Raw genomic sequence first — 20,746 nt, forward strand, 5'->3', positions numbered from 1 at the left:
GCTTGTTGAAAATCAAATAACCTCTCCTCTGATCGTCAGGATAAAACTTCCGGTCTTTCCGTTGCTGTAAACAGAAATCGTTTTAGAAAACGGTCCCGGACGTCCTTTCGGATCGTATGTTATCTTGATATCTCCGCTCTGTCCCGGAGCGATCGGTTCTTTTGTCCATTCCGGAGTCGTACATCCGCAGGAAGCGATAACGCGGGTAATAACCAACGGAGCATCTCCCGTGTTTTTAACGGCAAATGTCGCAGTGACTTTTCCGTCTGCTTCTTTTATCTGTCCAAAGTCATGAGAGGTTTCTTCAGCTGTAATAACAGCTTTTTTCTGAGCTGAAGCCATTCCTGTTGCAAGCAGGATCGCCATAAAAATAAAAATAATCTGTTTCATTTTACATCTTATTTAGCTATTGTTTATGTCACAAAGATAGGGATTTAGAATTGAAAATGGAGAATTGAAAATTGAAAATTGTTAACGGGCGAAATCTAAACTACTTTTCCCCTTGATATTCTTCCTCTGATTTTCAATTCTCCATTTTCTATTTTCAATTAACCGTCAGTGTTTCCCCTTCCGTATGAGATATGAATTCGGGTGCGTACAGACATTGGATTGTACTGATTCCTCCGGCATATTCACCTGTACGGGAAACGTAAACCGGATATTCGATCACGAAGGTTCCGGCCGGTAAGCGGTTGAAAAAGAAATTTTCGGAAACATCTGTCGGTGACTGGTAATAAGCCACTCCGTCTCTGAACTTTGTACCGGAAACCTGGCTGGCAGGTTCGAAACAACCGGCTCGCAGGTCTTTCAGGAAGACATAATCCATTTCACGGTCGGTACGAATGGTCAGGCGTACGACCACCTTGTCACCCGGCTGGAGTTTTCCGTTCTCCACCGGAGTGATCTGCAGACCGCTACCGCTGTTGCTTTCAATGAATAATTTCTTTTCAACGTTGAGTACACCTGTCTGTTTTTCTACTTTGTCGATGTTTTCAAAGTATTGTTCATAGACAGCTCCCCAGGCAGGTGCATTTCCTTCCTTCCGAATGGAAATGGAATTTCTTTCGGATGAAATTTCTTTTTCATCCAGTACAACCTTCAGATAACCTGTTGCTGTTTCTCCTTCGGCAGTACTGTATGTTTTATCGCCCCAGGTAACGGTGCAGGTATTGTTATCGTTCAGCCAGTCACTTCCGGTCAGTACCAATGCGTAGATGGCATTCAGCGTAGCAGGAACAGATTCCCAGTTTTGGGTACGTTTCTGGTTCAGCAACCATTGTTTCATACGGTCGGTGTCTTTGGAATCGGGTGATAATGTATTGAATACCTTCATCAGTAAACAATGTGTTTCGATCGGAGAGATGAAATAGTTGTTTCCTCTCCGGTTGTTAGCCCAATACATACCCTGTTCGGTTGTAGTGGTTGCTGTTTTACGCAACCAGGCCAGGATGGTATTTGTGACCTCTTTTTTACCGTTGCGGTACATTAGCAGAGCTATTTCTCCCTTTCCGTAGAGTGATTGTTCGTTCCAGGTCTTTTCAGCCTGTGTCGTGTAGAAACGGATCGCTTCACGGGCATCTCCCAATTCAGGAATATCGCGGTAAGAACTACGGACGTACAGGAATTCCAGTTGTAAAGCGTTCGGCACGCTGCTCTGCCATTTCTTGTTGTTCTTTTGCAAGGACTCATAGTCGGACTGCATCTGTTTGTCCAGATATTTAAGAGCCTTCATCTGCATTTCTTTCTCCTGTTGTCCATATTGTACGGCACTCATCTCGACCAGTTGAGACATTCCTTTCAGGATAGAAAGCGTGATCTCCCGGCTTGCCGGGAAACCTTTGAACCAACTCCATCCGCCGTCTTCGTTCTGTAGTTTCAACAGTTGTTGCAATGCTACTTCACGTTGCTGGGCGGCACGGTTCATGTCGAACAGGAGTGACAGACGTTGTTTTTGTTCCGTTTCATTTTCTGCAGCCAATACCCATGGTGTTTCTTCCAATAGGATATTCTTCAGTTCCTGGTTTTTCTGCAGGTTTGAATAAAGCGTGGAGGCTGTTCCGCCTTGTGCTTTCCATTGGCTGATCACTTTTTGAATGCGCGGATTGGCTGTGGCAATATAATTAGCCAGCGTATTGCTGTAATAGGAGGCAAACCAGGAAATAATGTTATCGTTTGCCGGTTGTGTAAGCGTTGGTAATGCCTGTACGGCGTACCATATCGGATTACCGGTCAACTCCAGTGTCATTCTGAACGGGTTACGGCTGCCTGCTGCTTTTGATCCGGACAGGCGGATTTGTTTTTCCCCGTTTTCCATCAGATAGAACGGAGTACTTTCCGTTACCAGTATCTGGTTGGACAGAACCGGGATCAGATGTTGTTCCCCGTCACTTCCTGATTCGGAATCAGCTACGATACGGCAACCGATCAGATTGGTAGTCTCCGGTACGCGGAAGGTCCATGAGGCGGTCGTAATACTGTCGGCAGACAATGTGAACGGCCTCTGCGATTTGGTCAGGCAGATAACCGGCTGGTCTGTGGCAGGATCGAACAGCTCGAGGCTGACACGTCCGGAGATGGATGCCTTGGAATTGTTGATCACCTGCGTGCTGACAGATACTTCATCTCCCTGTCGCATGAAACGGGGTAGGTTCGGAACGACCATCAACGGTTTACTACTGATTACTTCTTTTGTCAGCAGGCCGTATTTCATATCTACCGTATTGGCCAATGCCTGGAATTTCCAGGTCGTATTGCTTTCCGGCAATGTGAACTGTACCATGACGTCTCCTTCTTCATTGGTCAGTAATGACGGATAGAAGAAGGCTGTTTCGTTGAAGTTTTCACGTACCGGGAGTTGAGGCTGTGCTTGTACGGGTTTCGCTTCCGCTTTGTCCCATGCAGCGTCAGATAAACTGAATAACATTTCGCCGGATTCTTCAACTTCATCGTCTACGATGTTTGCATTTCCGGTAATGGACGCTGCATCATTGCTTCTGTAGCCGACAACTTGTGCCTCGGCGGCCATTGGGGCGGCTGCCGACTTCATCATTATACCTGATCCGTAAGCTCTCTGCTGTCTGTAACTCAATACACCCTGCCAGTCCAGGCGGTCATACTGATAGTCCGGAACTGAAATGAAGTCAGGTTCTCCTGATTTGTACGACGATTTATCGTCCAGGCTGATACCATTGTTGAATGCCGGGGCATTCAGATAAACGGACCTTTGCGGGTCGAAGTTCCATTTGAATGTGCCGTACGGCAATATCTTATCCAGGGAAGCATCATACATGCTGGCAAGCATTTCTGCCATAGCAGGTACGGAGTCGGTATCCAGTATTCTGAATTTCCATGTTTCCCGGTTGCCGGGCAGCAGGCGGTCACGGAAAGTGATCGGTTTGATCGTTAACCGGAGATCAGGTTGCTGACGCTTTATCTCTGACTGGGTTCTGTATAACTTACCTTTTTTGATAAAGGTAAAAGTTGCCACGATACCATCTCCGTAACTTTCATTGAATGGGATACGGAAGAGGTGGTTCTCGTTACTCAATACCACATACTTACGTGAGAGACATTGACCGTTCCGGAATAATTCGTATAGTACATGCGCATCCTTATCGGAAGTGCCGAACAGTATCTTTGCCTCTTCACCCGGCAGACAACTGGTCTTCTCGTTCAGCAACCAGACATGCTTGAATACCGGCGGCTTTTTGTCGCGCAAACTATACAGGATGAAATCCTGTTCTGTTGTAGCCGGACGTCCTTTCGAATCTTTTGCTTCTATCTTGATGCGGTAACGTCCGGATTCCAGTTTCCGGAATACATCTCTATCTATCTGCTTGCCGGAGGTGAAATTTCCGCTGGCAACCTGTTTCCCGACTTTGTAATCTATGAATTCATAATCGGAATATGTTTCCTTGTTCTCATCTTGCAGTTTGTTTATTGTGTAAGTACCATCTAGCGTAACCTGTTCTCTGTTCAGGGTTTGGGCAGAGATGACAACATCTGCCGAATCTTTATCGAACTCTCCTTGAATATTGGTTGTCAGGATGATACTTGTTTTTCCGACTGTTATTGTCGAACTTGCTTCTTGAGTTTCTCCATTGCTGTCGGTCAATGTAACCGAGATCAGGTAGGGTTGGTAGTTACCGGATTCTTCCGGTCGGAAGTCGAATGAGAATGTGCCGTCACTGTTCACTGTTGTTCGGCCTTCCGCCACCTGTTCGTATGAATTATTGATGGGGAAGTAACCGCGCAATAACAGAGGCTGCTTGGTGATTCGATAGGTCACTTCACCGCTTTGCAGCGAAACGCCCGAGAATGTTTCAGCTTTTCCCCGGATGGTTACCAGGTCGCCGAAAGATATTTCATCTTTGACGGGAAGTATATTCACCTGGAATGTCGGACGTTTATATTCTTCGACACGGATATTCGTACTGGCATAATCGGTAGATAGCGTGAATGTGCCGTTCAGTGTTTGCTGCGGTAAGGTAAATTCACCGTTGAAAGAGCCGAACTTATTTGTCTTGAATTCTTTGGTCGCCACTTCTTTCCAGTTGGCATCCCGAAGGATTACTTTGAACGTCTCGCCTTCAAGAGCGTGAGGTTTGCTTGTTTCGTTTGTGTATGCAATACCTTTGAAATAAAGGGTTTGTCCCGGACGGTAAAGTCCGCGGTCTGTGAATAAAGCCAGTTGCGGGCGGGTGGTCCGGTTGACTTGCCGTTCCCCGTTCGGATAAACCATTGTCAACATTGTCTGGGCATCTCCCTGGCGGCTCACCCGGTAAGCCATCAGGTCACCTTTGCGTGAGAATATGGCGATACCGTCTTTATCCGTTTTTACGGTTCCTTGCTGTTGCATTTCACGGCGTTTGCCTGAATAATAAGTAACGGTAGCGTCAGTTATCGGTTTTCCGCTTAAAAAGTCGGTAACCAATACTTCCGTATTCCCATTTTGCATGTTGCGTGAGATGGATGCCAGGCGGCTGACTTCAAACAGATTGTTCGTTTTTATATTGCTTTCCGGTACGGTAATGATGCATTCATATAATCCTATTTGATCCATCGGGATCACAAGACTGGTATCCAGCTGCGTATACGTATTGGGAGCTGTTAAGGAGAATGTCACTTCTTTAACCAGTGCACCGGGCTTGGTGGCGGTATCTCTGTCGTCATAAAAAAGGGTCTGTTGCGGAGTTTTCAGACTTTTGTATATACGGGCGGTGATCTGCGGGATATTCCGGAAATTCAATTTGAGTGTCAGGTCTTTTCCCGGATATACGGTATTGGCCGTATTCACCTGTAAGATCGGATTTTGCATATCTGCCAGCCTGTTTTTGATCAGGCCTATCCGTTCGTAATTGGGAAAACGGGCGATTGTCTCTTTACAAAGTTTATATTCGATAGTTCTCACGGAATCCATATTAATACCGGCTGTGAACCCGAACAATCCGCTGTTCAGCTTGGCTTCGACAATTTCTACGGAATAGTCTTTGTTTCCGTAAATAGCCAGCAGGCTATCCAGCGAAGCGCTATATTCTTCTCTTGCTTTTTCCGAATAGCGGGAAGTGTATTGAAAGCGAAGATAATCCAGATTGGCGAGCATAGCTGCTTTTCTGTCCGGCTGTGTATTCAGATACGTGATAAGTTCTTTATATATATCGGCGGAAGGAGCAATGTCCAGTGCCCGGAATGCGAGAAAATCATATAATGTAGGGCGTAGGACAGGCGTGTCCTTTCCGGTTTCCAGAATAGCATCGAATGCCGAGACCGGTGTATCCTGTAATAGCTTGGCTGGTTCGAGTGAAGCAGTCAGTTCTTCTTTTATCTTTTGGGTGAAAAGATTGGAAGTCCATTCGCGGATATCTTCCGGGGCATAACCTGCCAGGTCGGTACGTTGGCTGATCTTCCAGCGGTTCATGGTATAATAATGATTATACATTTCGGCAATCATCGAATGGAGTACGGCTGTCGAGGCGGGATCTTTGCATTCGGCCGCATAGTTTTCTACTTCCTTGATCAGTTCCGGGAAATCATCTTCATTCACGTCCAGCTGTTCTTTCATCCGGCTGATCAATGCTTTGATCAGTTGCGGTGTATTCTTACCTTGAATGGCTTCGGTAATCATTTTGCTTTCATTTTTCGATTGTGCCGCTGTTGTATACATGATAGCTGCTGACAAACAGCAGAGTATCAATGCGGAAACAATAATAGCTTTTATCTTCATATCTGTAATGGGTTTACATGTTAAACAACGTTCTTTGCTATATAGATACAAAGAAAGGGTAAAAAGATGTAAACCTATTGTTAATAAGGTGTAATAATGGAGGCTGTCAGGTGGAGGTTAAAAAAGAACATGGATTCATATAGTACAATGCATATTATCAAAGATTATGCTACTATATGAATCCATGAACCCGAAATACGGGATAAAATTATTTTTTACGGACGTAAGTCAGGAAGGTATATGGATAAGCATGTTTAGCGTCGGCAGGAAATTCCTGGCGTTCCACTTCTTCCCACATATCCCAGTTTACGACAGGGAAAAATGTGTCGGCATCCTTAAACTCTCCATGTACGCGTGTGATGTACATCCTGTCTGCGATGCGTAATGCCTGGCGGTAAACCAAAGCGCCGCCGAGGATGAATATTTCATCTTCTTTTTCGCAGATATCCAATGCAGCGCCCATTGATTCGCAGGCAAAGCAGTTTACAAAACCTGCTTCCGGCAAGGTTGTCAGGACTACATTCTTCCGGTTGGGAAGCGGTCCTTTGGGCAGAGATTCGAATGTTTTACGTCCCATGATCACGGCATGGCCGGTGGTCAAATCTTTGAAACGTCTCATATCGGCAGGCAGACGCCATAACAACTTGTTGTTTTTACCAATCGCGTTGTTCTCTGCAATTGCGGCAATGATTGAAATTGTACTCATAAACTTATCGATTTATTAGTCATGTTTATATTCCGAATTAAATAAGTATCACCGTTTATACGGCCACTTCTCCTTTTATATGGGGATGCGGGTCATAACCGGTCAGGTTGAAATCTTCGTATTTGAAATCGAAGATGCTTTTTACATCCGGATTAATCTCCATCCGGGGGAGAGGACGCGGTTCGCGGGTAAGCTGTAGTTTTACCTGTTCAATATGATTGCTGTAAATATGGGCATCGCCCAGCGTATGAACGAAATCTCCGGCTTTCAGTCCTGTAACCTGTGCCATCATCTGCAATAGCAGTGCGTAAGAAGCTATATTGAAAGGTACACCCAGGAATATGTCGGCACTGCGCTGATACAATTGTAGGCTCAGGCGTCCGTTCGCCACATAAAACTGAAAAAATGCATGACACGGAGGAAGGTTCATGTTTTCAAGGTCACCCACATTCCAGGCACTGACAATGATCCGTCGGGAATCCGGATTATGTTTGATCGTTTCGACTGCTTCACTGATCTGATCGATGGAACCTCCTTTGTAATCCGGCCACGAGCGCCATTGGAATCCATAGATATGTCCCAGGTTTCCGTCAGGGTCCGCCCATTCGTTCCAGATACGCACGCCATGTTCCTGTAAATACTTCGCATTGGTATCTCCCTGCAGGAACCAGAGCAGTTCGTATATGATCGACTTCAGATGCAGCTTCTTCGTTGTAAGCAGAGGAAATCCCTCTTCCATATTGAATCGCATTTGATGGCCGAAAACACTTTGTGTACCGGTCCCGGTACGGTCTTCCTTCCTGACACCTTCGGCTAATACGCGATCCAGCAATTCTAAGTATTGTTTCATTTTTATCTCTCTAGTAGCTTACAAAAATACGAAAGGGATTTGTATTAAACAACAGGTAAGTTTTAAAATGGAGTTTTCCCTGTTTACAAATTGTAAAAAGATATGCGTCTTTGATTAGCTAAATGATACGTTAAAAAATATTAGTCGCCAGGGTAATTCAATTTATACGGCATACTAATCTGATTTACCCGGTATAGTAGTGACAAAATGATAATCGGGGAGTGGAGGACACGTGTGAGTACTACATTTATATAAAAGCTGAAAATTTTTAATTATGCAGTTTGGAAGTATGGATAATTTTGGATATATATTTATTAATATTAAAGTACACGTACGTTAGTTTTATGGTCTTCCAACCCTTGGGAGTTTAATGCAAAATACTTATTTAATAAATGATCTGAATTCTTTGTATGTAATGAATTGCAGGGCGTGAGGTCTGATTTTCAATGACTAAAAAAAACGTTCCTTTTTTTCTTGCAGCAAAAATACGCATTCCTTTTGAACCTGCAATTCTTTTCAGAACTTTTTTCACTTTTCTATCTGCTTTCTTATCAGTACAATACGAAAACAGGGACAAAATACCCGCTTCCTGTTACAAAAGTAAAAGAATCCTAAACGCATGACTAGAAAAAAGGAACGTTTAAACTCGTCAAATCGGTAATCGACGGGTAAAAAAGATGCCCTGATACAGGCATTTAGCAGTTCCCCTAAAATGCTTTTTCTTGTGTCCTACGGGGTTAGGTAGCTGAAATGAGCTAAATGAGAGAGATTTTATCGAAATGATTATAGATTATAATTTTATTAATTAAATGTTTTACGTATGAGAAAAAGTACTTTGGTAAAAGGCGGGTCGGCCGCTCTTTTATGTGCTATGGCTTTTTATGGCTTGTCTCCGATGCTGAATGCAGCAGACCCGGACTATGCCAATATTAAGGCTAAGTGGTATGAAACAGTGGACTCTGAAAGTGCGTGGGAAAATGAGGCTGGTCTGGTAAGTGGCCCGACTCATTTGAAACCGATCGACAAGGTGAACGTTCACGATCATTGGGAAGCAAATTCGACTTCTTATGGCAACTATGAGTCGTTGATCGACTTCACAAAGATGAATGCAGGTTTGATGAACGGTGTTTTTGTAACCTTCTTCAATCTGGATGCAAGTGATGCTCCTAACTATCTGAAGCCTTTCACCGGAAAGTATCTGGAGATGGCTTATTCGGATATTAAGAATCACGAAGAAATGAATACGGCCGAATATCTGAAATTTACAGATGACAAAGGCAATACCGGATTAGGTATTTATCAGAACCAGACTGCCAGTTCACGTGTAGACTTCCTGTATAGCACAAAAGGCTTGACAGGTGTTGAAAGCGTTGAAATGGATATTCGTGCTTTTGGTAATACGGACCTGGTAAACCGTAAGATCGACTGGACATATGATGTATATGTTTATGATCTGTCAGGAGAATTTGTAGGTCAGATGGTTAGCGACCGTGCAGTTTTCACAGCTAATAACCATGAAATAGCAACAGCCCATACGCATCATATTAAAGCGCATGTTTCTGATGCCGATAATACGAATCCTAATTCATGGCAGCAGGGATCTTTGGACAACAAGATGATTATTGTTATGTTCAGAGGTGCTAAATCACTTGCTGATGATGCAGTTGAATCTACAGGTTCAAAGAACACAGAACCGTTGACAGTATTCACAAATGCAAGATTGGCGTTCAATCGTCCGGATGTTGCTTTCGGTGCTGCAAATACAAAGATATTTGAAGCTGGTGCCGGACGTAATACTTCTTGCGCTACCGATACATTGACAACAACAGTAGATCTGTGGAATACATTGTATGAGAACAGCAAGTCAAATAATGAGTATACTGCAACTTTCGGTGGTGCAGATCGTGATGTTCTGGCTCTTATTGATCAAACTCAGGCTCAGAACTCAAAAGAAGAATTGGCATATTACGAATTGAACGTGGAGTATCCGTTTATCGTTGATAAGATGGAAATCTCCCAGAAAGACGATATGTCGAAAGTTCAGGGTTGGGTATCTATGGATGAACTGACAGCTGGTCCAGCTTACAAAGTTGTTATAAAAGGTACACCGGGCAAAGATAAGAAAGTTACTTATCTGATCCCTCGTGAATTCTTCGTTCAGACAGATGCTACCGATGATCGCGATTGCAAATCAAGCGCTCGTTTCACTTATTACTTTGCTCCGCAGGAAGTAAAAGCATTCGAAAAATCTAACTATATCTGGTCTACTATCACAGCTGAAGCTTCTGATACAGCTCGTTATGCACTTCAGGCTACTTCTGTTCCTGAATATAACGAATTGAACGATCTGTTCTTCGACGAATATCTGGATTTCAAGACTGCAAAAGTTAGCTTCAAGAATCTGCCTTATTTCAACTCATTCGACAATGGTCGTACAATGGATGAAATGCATTATGGTGAATTGCTGCTGGTTAACCGCACAAAAGCGCCGAAGCATTCAACCGATCGTTATGATGACGATGTAAATATCAAGGGTTGGAAGATCGTCTTCATTAATGATCAGAATAAGAAAGACTCTACTTATGTGCCGGGTCGTTACTTGCCGATGTCTGTTTACGGACATAGCTATACTGACTATGCTGCATGGTTGGAAGAACATGGTTGTCCGGAATGCTGTATCGAAGATGAACCGGAAGAAATCGGTTCTTATGTTGAAAATCTTCCTGTAATCGACTGTTCAGGTAATATCTATCCGAACATCGTTAGCGTAAATGCTATCTTTAAATATCATCGTGGTGATGTGAATATTGGTGACGACGAGTCTAAGTATGTAAATGAAACATATACTATTAATCCGGCTCTGACTTACGATGCTTCTATCGCAAGATATTTTGAAAATGAAGATGTATTGAAAGGTACAACTTATACTTACACTGGACAGGATCTGATGGATAAGGTTGGTGGTGCAGTTTATTCAGGCCCGATCAAGATCTTCGGTAACAATACATTCGTATGGTTCCAGGATACTGACCAGTCTCTGTTAAGCCACGCTATGGGCGTTCTTAGCTCTGAATTCCTGAAATATTTCGAACGTATCGACCGTAAAGACTTCTTCTTCGCTCCTTACGACGAATGGGATAACTACAAATATGAGTCAAGACCTCACACTGTTAAGATCTTCGCAACAGGTTTGAAACCTGATGTTGCTGGTGGTACAGTTGCTTCTATCAAGGTCTTCAAAGAAAAGTTCTCTAAAACTGAAAGCTTTGACGATGCAGTTTATCATACAAATGCGTTCATGTTCACTGGTGAAAGCCTTGATTTCGCAAAAGTATATGTGAAGAAAGGTAATCAGGAAAAACCGATCGAAGAATACGACGGATACCAGTGGGGTAAATTTATCGGTATGAGCACAGGTGATACTTTGATTTACAAAGTTGACCTGGATAACGACTACGCTGTACAGTACTTGGAAGAAAACGGTCTTGATATGACTGTTAAATATGTACCTTACAACGACGTGAACCTGCTTCCGATCGCTAAAGAATATTGGGATTATTGCTGCTTCGAAGGTACGCCTAACGTATTCAACCACGTAGCTCAGTTCGGTGTAACTACATCCAACAAGAAGGGTTGGAACGAGTTCTATACATTCGGTACTACTGACAGAGGTTTGACTACTACAATGAACGCTGATAAGATCATCGGTTCATATACAAGCTTCTATTCATTCCTGACTCAGCAGTTCGGTTCTTGCAACGACTGCGGTGGCGGTAACATTCCTAACTATAGTGGTTACGGTGGATATGTATCAGAATCCGGAACTAACTGGGTTCCTGCTCCTAACTTGATCTATAACGAAATGTTCCGTAAGGATTACAAAACTCGTTATGTAAATACTTGCTATCCGGTGCGCGACGGTCAGTTCATTATCTCTGGTTTGAACATTGTTGAACCGGTTGATATGGATGTATTCTCTAACAAGAAAGGTGCTTTCGATTATGAAGTAACAGTTCTTGCCGACCTGAATGGTATACCTTATGGTAAAGTTGATACAGTTGGTACTACAGTTCAGATCTCTCCGAACAAATACGGTGAAGTATTGGCTCTTGTTTCTGCTAAGTTCGATCCGAAAGATCGCGATGGTATTGCAATGACTATCGATACAATCACAAGTGGTTCAGAAAAGGGTATGTGGGCTCGCTACTATGCGAAAGACTCTATCCGTCTGGCTCCGCAACAGCATGGTGCTGATGTTGAAAGATGGAACCGTGTATACTTCTTCGACTTGGATGATTACAAACATAATCTGTCATTTGAAGATGAAAAGTGGAAACACTTCGGTATTTGGGCTCCTTACGGAATCAATATCAACGATACATTGACTGCAACTATCAAGGGTGACGTGAAAGTTCCTGAAGTATGGTTCAGCTCGGATGCTGCAGGTAAGAACAAGATCAATGCATTCCAGTTCGGTGTTGTCAATGGTGGCGCATCTAAAGATTCTGTATTCTATATCCAGGGTCGTGACCTGCCTCATTACGGTACTACTGTAAAAGATACAGATCCTAAGGTAGAACAGGAAATCAACTTGTTGAGCGCTTCTGACTTGTTCACATTCGGAACAAACAAAGCTAAAGAAGTGAAACTGTTCATCCGTGAGAAATCCATGGAACTGGCTGGTACGGTAGAAGATGCTCCTTATATCTATAAGGGTGCTGCAGGCGAACTGGTTAAGAATGTTCTTCGTGGTGACGTAGCTGCTCAGATCGCTGTTCGTGCTACTCCGAATGTAGAAGATCTGTGTGACGTAGAAAATGCACTGTCTCTGGCAGCTGTATGTGACGTTCAGCAGAATCTGCCGCTGGCATTCACTGCCGGTCTTGAAATGCCGTATATCAAAGATATGGAACCGGGTGATGTTGGTGGTAGCGATGCTCGCATCAAATGGACAGCAACTCCGGGTGCTCAGTACTATCAGGTAGCTGTAGGTCGCTTCACTCCGAAGTTCACTTCAGAAGATGTATTCATGTCTGAAGTACGTGCTGACGATGCAAGCAAGACTATCTGGGTTGAATTGTTCAACGCAACAGGCGATGTTATCCACCGTGATAATAAAGTTAACTACTGGTTGGAAGTAACTAAAGAATATACTGATGCTGCAGGTAAACCTCAGAAAGAGATAACTAAGGTAAGTGTAGACAACTTCGAACTGCAAGGTAATACGCAACCGATCGACAGAAACTGGGGTTATGCTCCGATTGCCCACCAGATGGACAACATGGAACTGACTACAGACATCACGAAGCCGGTTAAATATACTATCCGTTTGATGGAAGGATTCCAGACTGACGAACACCAGATCGACATTTATCTGTTCGATACTCCTGCAACATGGATGGTAAGAAAGCCGGTTCAGGGTATGCCTATCAACGGTGGTGAGTTCAACACTGGTGACTGGAGAACTGAAGTAGGTTCATTGCCTACAGCTTATTACGAATGGCAGGATGATGTCAACTTCGACGGTGAAGAATCGTTCAAGGTTACTGCAACATCCACGTCGATAGCTGTTCATAACCTGATCCCGCAGACAGCTTACACTGCACGTGTACGTGCATTCAATGAGTGTGTAGGTGGTGAGGAAATGATTCCGTCGGAAGACTTCTATGACTTCGCTACATCTAAGACTGCTACCTCTACTGGTGACATCTACTTCGATGAAGCAGAAGAACATAATCCGGTTTCTAACGAATCTATCAATACAACTGACGTAACAGTTCTGGGTGGCCAGGGTAAGGTTACGATCCTGAATGCTACTAACAAGAAAGTTGTTATCAGCAATGTATTGGGTCAGACTATTGCTAACACGACCATTACTTCTGACAATGTTACATTCAACGCTCCTTCCGGAATCGTGGTTGTAGCTCTTGAAGACGGAACAATTGTGAAAGCAGTCGTTAAGTAAAAGAATGAATAACTATTGATATAAAGAAGTTTATAATCAATAATTTAATTTCTAATAGCCGCGTGGCGGATGTAGAGGCGTTGCTTGCAACGTCTCTACCTGACACCAACTAACCTGCGAAGGCGAAAATGCGGGTATTAATACTAAAGTAATGAAATATAAATTCTTCCGCCTTAGCTCTGTGAAGAATGAAAGCGGATACAAACCCTGGCGGAGTTTATTTGTCAGGGTTTGTATTATTTTAATTAACTTGATTATAAGCACTTACTATCTATTGATTGAAGTATAAACAAAATAAAATAATGGCGTATGAAAAAAGTATACTTGATCGATGTGAGTAGGCGACTACTTATATTCGTGCTTCTGTTGGGAGGGTATATTACACAGGCGATTGCAGCAGACATTTATGTCCCCGTGAAAGATGTCTTGTCTTATTATGAAGGAACCAGTGAGGCAAATGCAGAACAGCTAAAATCCCATATCCAAAGTTTAATACAGGATGTCGTAGACCAGAGTGGCGAATCGGCAACTGTTTCAGATGTCACCGTCAGAGGTGGCGGAAGTGCACATACCGGCGATCTGGTTGCCGGCAGTTATAATTATACCTTTAATATAACCGCATCTTCCGGAACATTTAACTTTTTCCGGGCGATCGACCAGAATCCTATAACTCCCAATCGGGTCGATGGACCTACAGGAGGGGCTGTGACTGTTACCGTGCCCTTGGCGATCGAGATCAAAGCTCGTCAGGCTGTCGGTAATTTGAAGTTCCCGGCTAACTGGGGAAATTATGTGTATGGTACATCTGTCAGCAACCTGTATACCAAAATACAGGTGCTCGATATGCCCGGAGTTTCATTTAATGATGCTTCGGTTTTTCTGGTTAAAGACGGTGCTTCTGTCCAATATACCGGAAGTAACCTGTTGGAGGCCGGAAAGTATGACGTGGTCGTGACATTTCCACCGACCGGTCAGTTCGCTTATGAACCGACTTTGGCCAATTGTACAAAGCAAGAGACCGGTTCTTATATTTCTACAAAACAATTGGTTGTAAAAGAGAAACCTATCGATAATACGGTATTCCCCGTATTTGCCGAAAAGGTGGGAGGACTGGGAGAACTGGATCCGGCTTCCAATATCAATCTGAACCGGATCAAAAGACTGATCACAAACAATATCAGTTCTTCGGATGATTTTATTTCCGAAATAAAAGTGTATTCAAACAGTAATTTCACCAATGAAGTGACCTCTGGTCCGTTATCCCCCGGTGCTGTATATAGTTACCGTGTGGTGTTGTTGCCTAATTATGGTGAAGGAAGTAATGTTTCTGCCGGTGTAGGCGGAGCCAGTATTTCTTTGAACACTGCACAGTGGAGTTACGATATTGCCAATGCAATAGCCATAGGAAAGAATACGCTGCCGGTTAAATTACCAGATTTTCTATCGAGTCCGATCCGCATCGGTGATTATAACGACAACACAGCAGTGGCTACAATGCTGAAAAGACTGATCCAGGATATTAATCCGGATATGGTAGACCAGGGGCTTGTTCCTCAGATAGAAGTAACCGGAGGTACAGTTTCATCCGGCATGGCCGATAATACCCAACTCGGATATAAAGTAACGGTTCAAGGTGATTTGTCCCAGACTAATCTGAATTTTGTTACGGATGGAAATGTGTCGAGTGCCAATCTGGTGGTGAATGGAAATGTTTGTACATTTAACAATTCTCTGTTGTTTGTAACGACATTGCCTACTACTCACTCTTTGGCTTATCCGGGCAACTATCAGATCAATTACGAAAAAGAGATGCTTCCGAAAGCGGTCATCCGTCGTATCAAGAGCGACTTGCTGGTACGCAATGCAGGTGTCCTGGGGAACGAAACATTCAGTGTGCGTCTGATCAATAATGATCTGAGCAATAAGAATGCGATCGCAGAAACAGACGATTCGTTCGGTTATAAGATTATTATCAATAAGAGTGCGACGCTGCAGGAAATTGAAACTCCTGCAAATCCACGTATCAATGTAGTGAATAAAGAAACGACTATTGAAATAACTTATTCGAGAAGCATCGCTATCGTTCCTCGTCCGACTATCGATTTCACATTCGGTGAATATACCGTTCAATATGTGAAGGATATGACTCGTGATCAGCTTGCAGAAAAGGTACGCGAATATATCTATCTGGCTAATCCGTTTGTGGCCGAGTATATAGCGAATGTACAGATCACTAATACCCGTATCAGGGAAAATATGGGAACAGCAACATATCGCGTGACGTTAAGCTCCGATCTGGATGTTCTCTTCTCAGAGGTATTTGTGAACGGACAGCAGTATAATTCAACGACATTCGAAGGTATTGTAAATATTACTCCGCGTCCGATCGCAAAAGTGAAACTTTACAAGTATGAGTTCAAGAAAGAAGGTGCTTCCAATGATATGATCGAGAAAGCGATCCTGGCTGACCTGCTTTTGAAGAATCCGGATATGAAGGGAGCTTATATCTCCAGTCTGACGTTAGTTCCGACAATGAGTAGAGACGTTTATTCTTATACGGTTGTATTCAGTCCGAATGATAATATACAGAAGATAGAGTTTACGAATGAAGATGGCGGTATTGTTATCCCGATAGAACTCTTTGGTTATACAACAGCTACTTATGCCCGTTCGGTACGGTTAACGGACAACGGTCAGTCGCTGGCGGAATATCCGTTGCCGGTCAATGTGCAACTGCCATTGTGGGAACGTCCGTTCGGAGAGACTGCCGATGAATATGCGGAGGCTTTATTGAATGATTTCAGACTGACTCCGGGTGCGGAACGTGTTACTGTTCCTAACCTGAATAACTGGGGTGTGAAGGCTTACCTGATCAACAACGAAACTTCTACAGGAAATCTTCCGGTACGCATTGCCGGTGAAAGCTATCCGCAGGTATCCGACCTGTATGGATATGAAGTGGTTGCTGGTGCCAATACGCAATTCTCAGAGTATTATACATTAAATTATACGGCTCCGTCCAGTATCCATCTGACAGTGAACGGTAATGACGCGATCGCGAAACTGGCTCTCCGTATCATGAAGGCCAAATGTACACTCACTTTACCGCAGGTCGACGTGACTTACAAGGATATCAACACAAAAGTCGCTCTGCTGGATTCTGTGAAGAAAGCAGTTCTGGAAGATCCTACCAATCAGAAATTCTTCGAGCTGGTGGCTAAGACCGGTGTTAAACCGTTGAAAAGCTTCACTGTAGCAATCAATAATGTGGTAGAAGAAGGTACGGTTCCGGTCAATACATATACTTATTCGGTTATATTCGTTCAGAAAGTGACGGATAATATTGAAATAAGTGAAACAGGAGCTAAGACTCTGGTCGTGAACAAAGCTCCGGTAGAGTTCGTATTCCCGACCGATATTTTCTACCGTTACGGAAAGCGTAAGGTGGCCATCGAAGCCGATATCCTTAGTCAGTTCCTGGCTGCAAACGAAGGCTTGTTGAGCAGCTATGGTTGTTTCGAAAATCCGGCAGATTTGTTCCAGGTTATGCTGACTACCGCTGATTGTACGGCTGAAGCAACCGAAACAATGCCTAAGAATGGTGACTACGGCTATATGGTGAAGGTTCTTGATCCGGCCTTGTTGCCGAACTTCCTGCTTGTCGATCAGTTTGGTAGTGATTTCCACAATGTACAGAACTCTGTACAGATCGGCCAGCGTAAACTGACGATCACTTTGCCTACTTATCTGGCTGCAACAGCCGAAGAAGGAAGTGCTGCGAAAGCTGCATTTATTTTCGGTAAAGCGACAAAAGCACAGATTGTTCAGCAGATTTACGATGATATCGTTGCTTTAAACGGTAGCAAGATTAAGAGCGATTATACATTGGTTGTTGATTTGATTACAACAAAGGCACAGCTGGATAAACAGAATCCTGTGATCGGTGATTATAGTTATACGATTGACCTTACATCCGCAGATTATACATTCGTTTATGAAATAGAAGGTGCAGAAGTGGATGAAACGGATGAGGTAACTGCAGTTAACGCTGTGAAGGTGATTGCTCCGGGTATTGTAATAACATTCAACGAAGAACAATTGAAAGGTGTTTGGAGTATTGTCAATGCGGCTCCTGTATATGAGCTGGCAGATTTGGCATTGGTGGCTGATGATTATGGATTCGGCTTTGTCTCTTTGAAAGAAGATCCGGAAAATCCGACGGCTGCGATGACTAAAGATCGCTGGAATGCTTTGTTCAAAAACAACAAACTGCATTGGGCGTTGTATCGTAACAATAAACTTCAGTTCCATGGTAATACCTTAAACAGTGTATTGGTCGATTCTATCAGGAATAATGTTACACAGGGTACTTACAAGCTTCGTATCATAGATGCTTCTACCTTGAAGGCGGCTATCGGAAACTTCGAGATCCAGTTGGATACAGATCTGGCGACTTTGAAAGTGACTCCGGCTACCGTAGAGATAAAAGCTGGTAAAGAGGTTTATACGAAAGTATATGGTACGGAAGTAACAAAAGATACCGACCTGAGTACTAAGTTAACATTCGTGGCAGAACCGAAGTTGAATAAAGCGAAATTGTTAGCCGAAAAGAATGTGATCGATTTGTTCGAAACAATCCTGCCGGTTGACGAAAATGTCTATAAAGCAGATGCACCGGTAGGTGATTATCAGATCCGTGCAGTAGATGCGATGGTGAAAGATATGTTGACTCCGGTTATCGGTGTTAAGTTCGCAGCAAGCGAAACAGAAGCCAAAGTAACGGTGACTCCGGCTCCGTTGGCAGCTGAAGATTTGATCTTAACCATCTCGGTAACCCGTGAATATGGTGAAGATGCAACCGATGCAGACGTATATGCTGATGTGGCAGGCGACCTGTCCGATACATTCCGTACTGAGATACTTGAGTTGTTGAACGGTGAAAAGGTAAACCGTACGAGCTGGCTGGATTTGTCCGGTGTTAATAAGAAGACAGACGTAGGTACATACGAACTGCGCTTTACTTCTTCGGCTGTTGCTCAGATCGCAGCGTTGCTTCCGAACTTCAATATATCGGGTGCTACTCTTGTGAATGCCGGACTGACAGTGACGAAAGCACCGTTGATCGTTCGCGCATGCAGTTACAACCGTGCATACGGTGCAGGTAATCCTGAACTTGAAATCGAATATATCGGTTTGAAGAATAACGAATATGAAAACCTGGCTGATGTATTCTCGGTAATGCCGAAAGTGGCAACAGATGCTAAATCTGATTCACGTGGTTCTTATGATATCTACTTCACGGTAGAAGGAGAAGCCCGTAACTATGCAGTGACTCACGAAAACGGTGTCTTGTCGATCGATAAGATCCGTCGTACGATCATCTGGCCGGAAGATCAGCGCAATCTGGTGATCCCGGTAGGTGAAACAGTAGAGTTGTCTGCTTATCTGAAATCGGAAGCTGACGGTAAACCGTCTATCTACGATATCCGTTATGAGTTGTCAGGCAACGATCGCGAACGCGTGATCCTGTCTGAAGTATCGAGAGGTGTTTATGCCGTAACCGGAAATGTACGCACGGAAGGTGACAACTTTGTAACCATTACCGTATTTGCCGACGGCGACGATACATATGAAGAGTCGATCCCTGTAACGGGTACTATCAAAGTGGTTGCTCCGGAAGGAGATGCCGCGAAGGTGAATGTGATCGTTTCCAACGTAACCAGCATTTACGACGGTTCTCCGAGAGCTGTAAGCGTGAAGGTGACAGATGTGGAAACCGGCGAAGCTGTGAAAGATTTCAGTATCTATTACGAAGGTGACCAGTTGGGATCGGTTCCGACCTATTATCCTTCTACACAGGATGCTCCGGTGGATGCAGGTGTATATACCGTAACGGTAAAAGCTACGCTTGGTTCGGTTACTTATTCTTACACAGCTAAGAACAAGATGGTGATCGCTCCGAAGCCGGTTGTTGTAACAGCCCGTAACTTCGATATAAAGTATGGTGATGCAATGCCTGCTTATGCAAATGCTTACGATTATAACAAGAATGACTTCCTGAATGGTGAAGACTTCAAGGTCGGCCAGGCTCCGGTGGTTCGCCTCGTAGCATACAGCGGCAAGGCAGGTTCGTATAAGCTGACTCCGTATTCTGCACAGGACTTCGGTGGCAACTATGTGATCACGTATGTATCCGGTCTGTTGAATGTAAGCAAAGCTGCCGTGACTATCCAGGCCGATAATAAAGAGTCTGTTTACGGTAAAGAACAGGAAGAACTGACTTATACTGCTACAGGTTTCGTGAATGGTGAAACGTTGAAAGACCTCGGTTTTGCTCCGCGTATCAGTTCTACTATAACAAGAACATCTGATGCGGGAACTTATCCGATCACATTCTCTGATAATTATACATCCGATAACTACGAAGTTTCTTATATAGACGGCAAGTACAATCTGCTGGCTGCTTCGCAGAAAATCAGTTGGAACCCTGAAAGCGTAATAGACGTAGAAGGTGGCGACGTGATCCTTACAGCGACTGCTTCAAGTAAACTTCCGGTTACATTCAATTCGTCTAACGACGTTGTTGCTTATGTGAACCAGATTGGAGACGCATGGATCCTGACTCCGGTTACTTCCGGTACGGTAACGGTTACAGCTATGCAGCATGGTAACAAGAACTATAATGCTGCTGAACCTGTGGTAGTAACCTTCCTGGTAGACGATGAATATCTGTCTGTCGATAATGAAAAGATCACAGTAACTGATCATATCGAAGTTTATCCGAGACTGTTTACTCACTCTGTGACAGTTGCTGCTCCGTCTGAGATCAAACAAGTAGAATTACTATTGATGAACGGAACGGTGCAGAAAGTTATTCGCAAACCGGGATCTGTTATTGATCTGTCATCATTTGGATCAGGTATTTATCTGCTCAATGTGACATTGGAAGACGGAACATTCAAATCTGTGAAGATCATTAAGAAGTAACCTGTAAAACTAATT

At 43.7% G+C, this 20,746-nt stretch carries 6 protein-coding genes; 2 read left to right on the forward strand and 4 right to left on the reverse strand.

What is annotated here, in order from left to right; genetic code table 11:
- Window positions 1-12: 12 nt before the first annotated feature.
- The 4 genes from IEY67_RS06595 to IEY67_RS06610 all read right to left on the reverse strand — a co-directional run bounded on the left by IEY67_RS06595 (window position 13) and on the right by IEY67_RS06610 (window position 7,779).
- Complete coding sequence (locus IEY67_RS06595; protein WP_122354801.1) at window positions 13-390, reverse strand: DUF1573 domain-containing protein; 378 nt, start codon at window positions 388-390, stop codon at window positions 13-15.
- Between the two features lie 154 nt (window positions 391-544).
- Window positions 545-6,223 carry an alpha-2-macroglobulin family protein gene (locus IEY67_RS06600; protein ID WP_183668820.1) on the reverse strand — a complete coding sequence of 1,893 codons (5,679 nt, stop codon included), beginning with the start codon at window positions 6,221-6,223 and terminating at the stop codon, window positions 545-547.
- Between the two features lie 208 nt (window positions 6,224-6,431).
- Complete coding sequence (locus IEY67_RS06605) at window positions 6,432-6,929, reverse strand: dihydrofolate reductase (RefSeq protein ID WP_122373530.1); 498 nt, start codon at window positions 6,927-6,929, stop codon at window positions 6,432-6,434.
- A 55-nt stretch (window positions 6,930-6,984) separates the two neighbouring features.
- The gene (locus tag IEY67_RS06610; protein WP_122354807.1) at window positions 6,985-7,779 is read right to left on the reverse strand and encodes a thymidylate synthase; all 795 of its coding nucleotides are present in this window, start codon (window positions 7,777-7,779) and stop codon (window positions 6,985-6,987) included.
- Between the two features lie 820 nt (window positions 7,780-8,599).
- Between IEY67_RS06610 and IEY67_RS06615 the strand changes: the two genes are divergently transcribed.
- Together IEY67_RS06615 and IEY67_RS06620 are read left to right on the forward strand one after the other, a co-directional pair.
- A complete protein-coding gene (locus tag IEY67_RS06615; RefSeq protein ID WP_183668822.1) occupies window positions 8,600-13,744 on the forward strand; it encodes a DUF6383 domain-containing protein in 5,145 nt (1,714 codons plus the stop codon).
- Between the two features lie 309 nt (window positions 13,745-14,053).
- Entirely contained in the window at window positions 14,054-20,731 is a 6,678-nt protein-coding gene (locus IEY67_RS06620; protein WP_183668824.1) for an MBG domain-containing protein, read from the forward strand.
- Window positions 20,732-20,746 lie beyond the last annotated feature (15 nt).

Source organism: Parabacteroides faecis (assembly GCF_014647375.1).
GTDB classification, from domain to species: Bacteria; Bacteroidota; Bacteroidia; order Bacteroidales; family Tannerellaceae; genus Parabacteroides; species Parabacteroides faecis.

Bases quoted from the DNA above. Each gene is read 5' to 3' on its own strand.
- IEY67_RS06595 (WP_122354801.1), bottom strand. From the start codon at position 390: ATGAAACAGATTATTTTTATTTTTATGGCGATCCTGCTTGCAACAGGA.
- IEY67_RS06600 (WP_183668820.1), bottom strand. From the start codon at position 6,223: ATGAAGATAAAAGCTATTATTGTTTCCGCATTGATACTCTGCTGTTTG.
- IEY67_RS06605 (WP_122373530.1), bottom strand. From the start codon at position 6,929: ATGAGTACAATTTCAATCATTGCCGCAATTGCAGAGAACAACGCGATT.
- IEY67_RS06610 (WP_122354807.1), bottom strand. From the start codon at position 7,779: ATGAAACAATACTTAGAATTGCTGGATCGCGTATTAGCCGAAGGTGTC.
- IEY67_RS06615 (WP_183668822.1), top strand. From the start codon at position 8,600: ATGAGAAAAAGTACTTTGGTAAAAGGCGGGTCGGCCGCTCTTTTATGT.
- IEY67_RS06620 (WP_183668824.1), top strand. From the start codon at position 14,054: ATGAAAAAAGTATACTTGATCGATGTGAGTAGGCGACTACTTATATTC.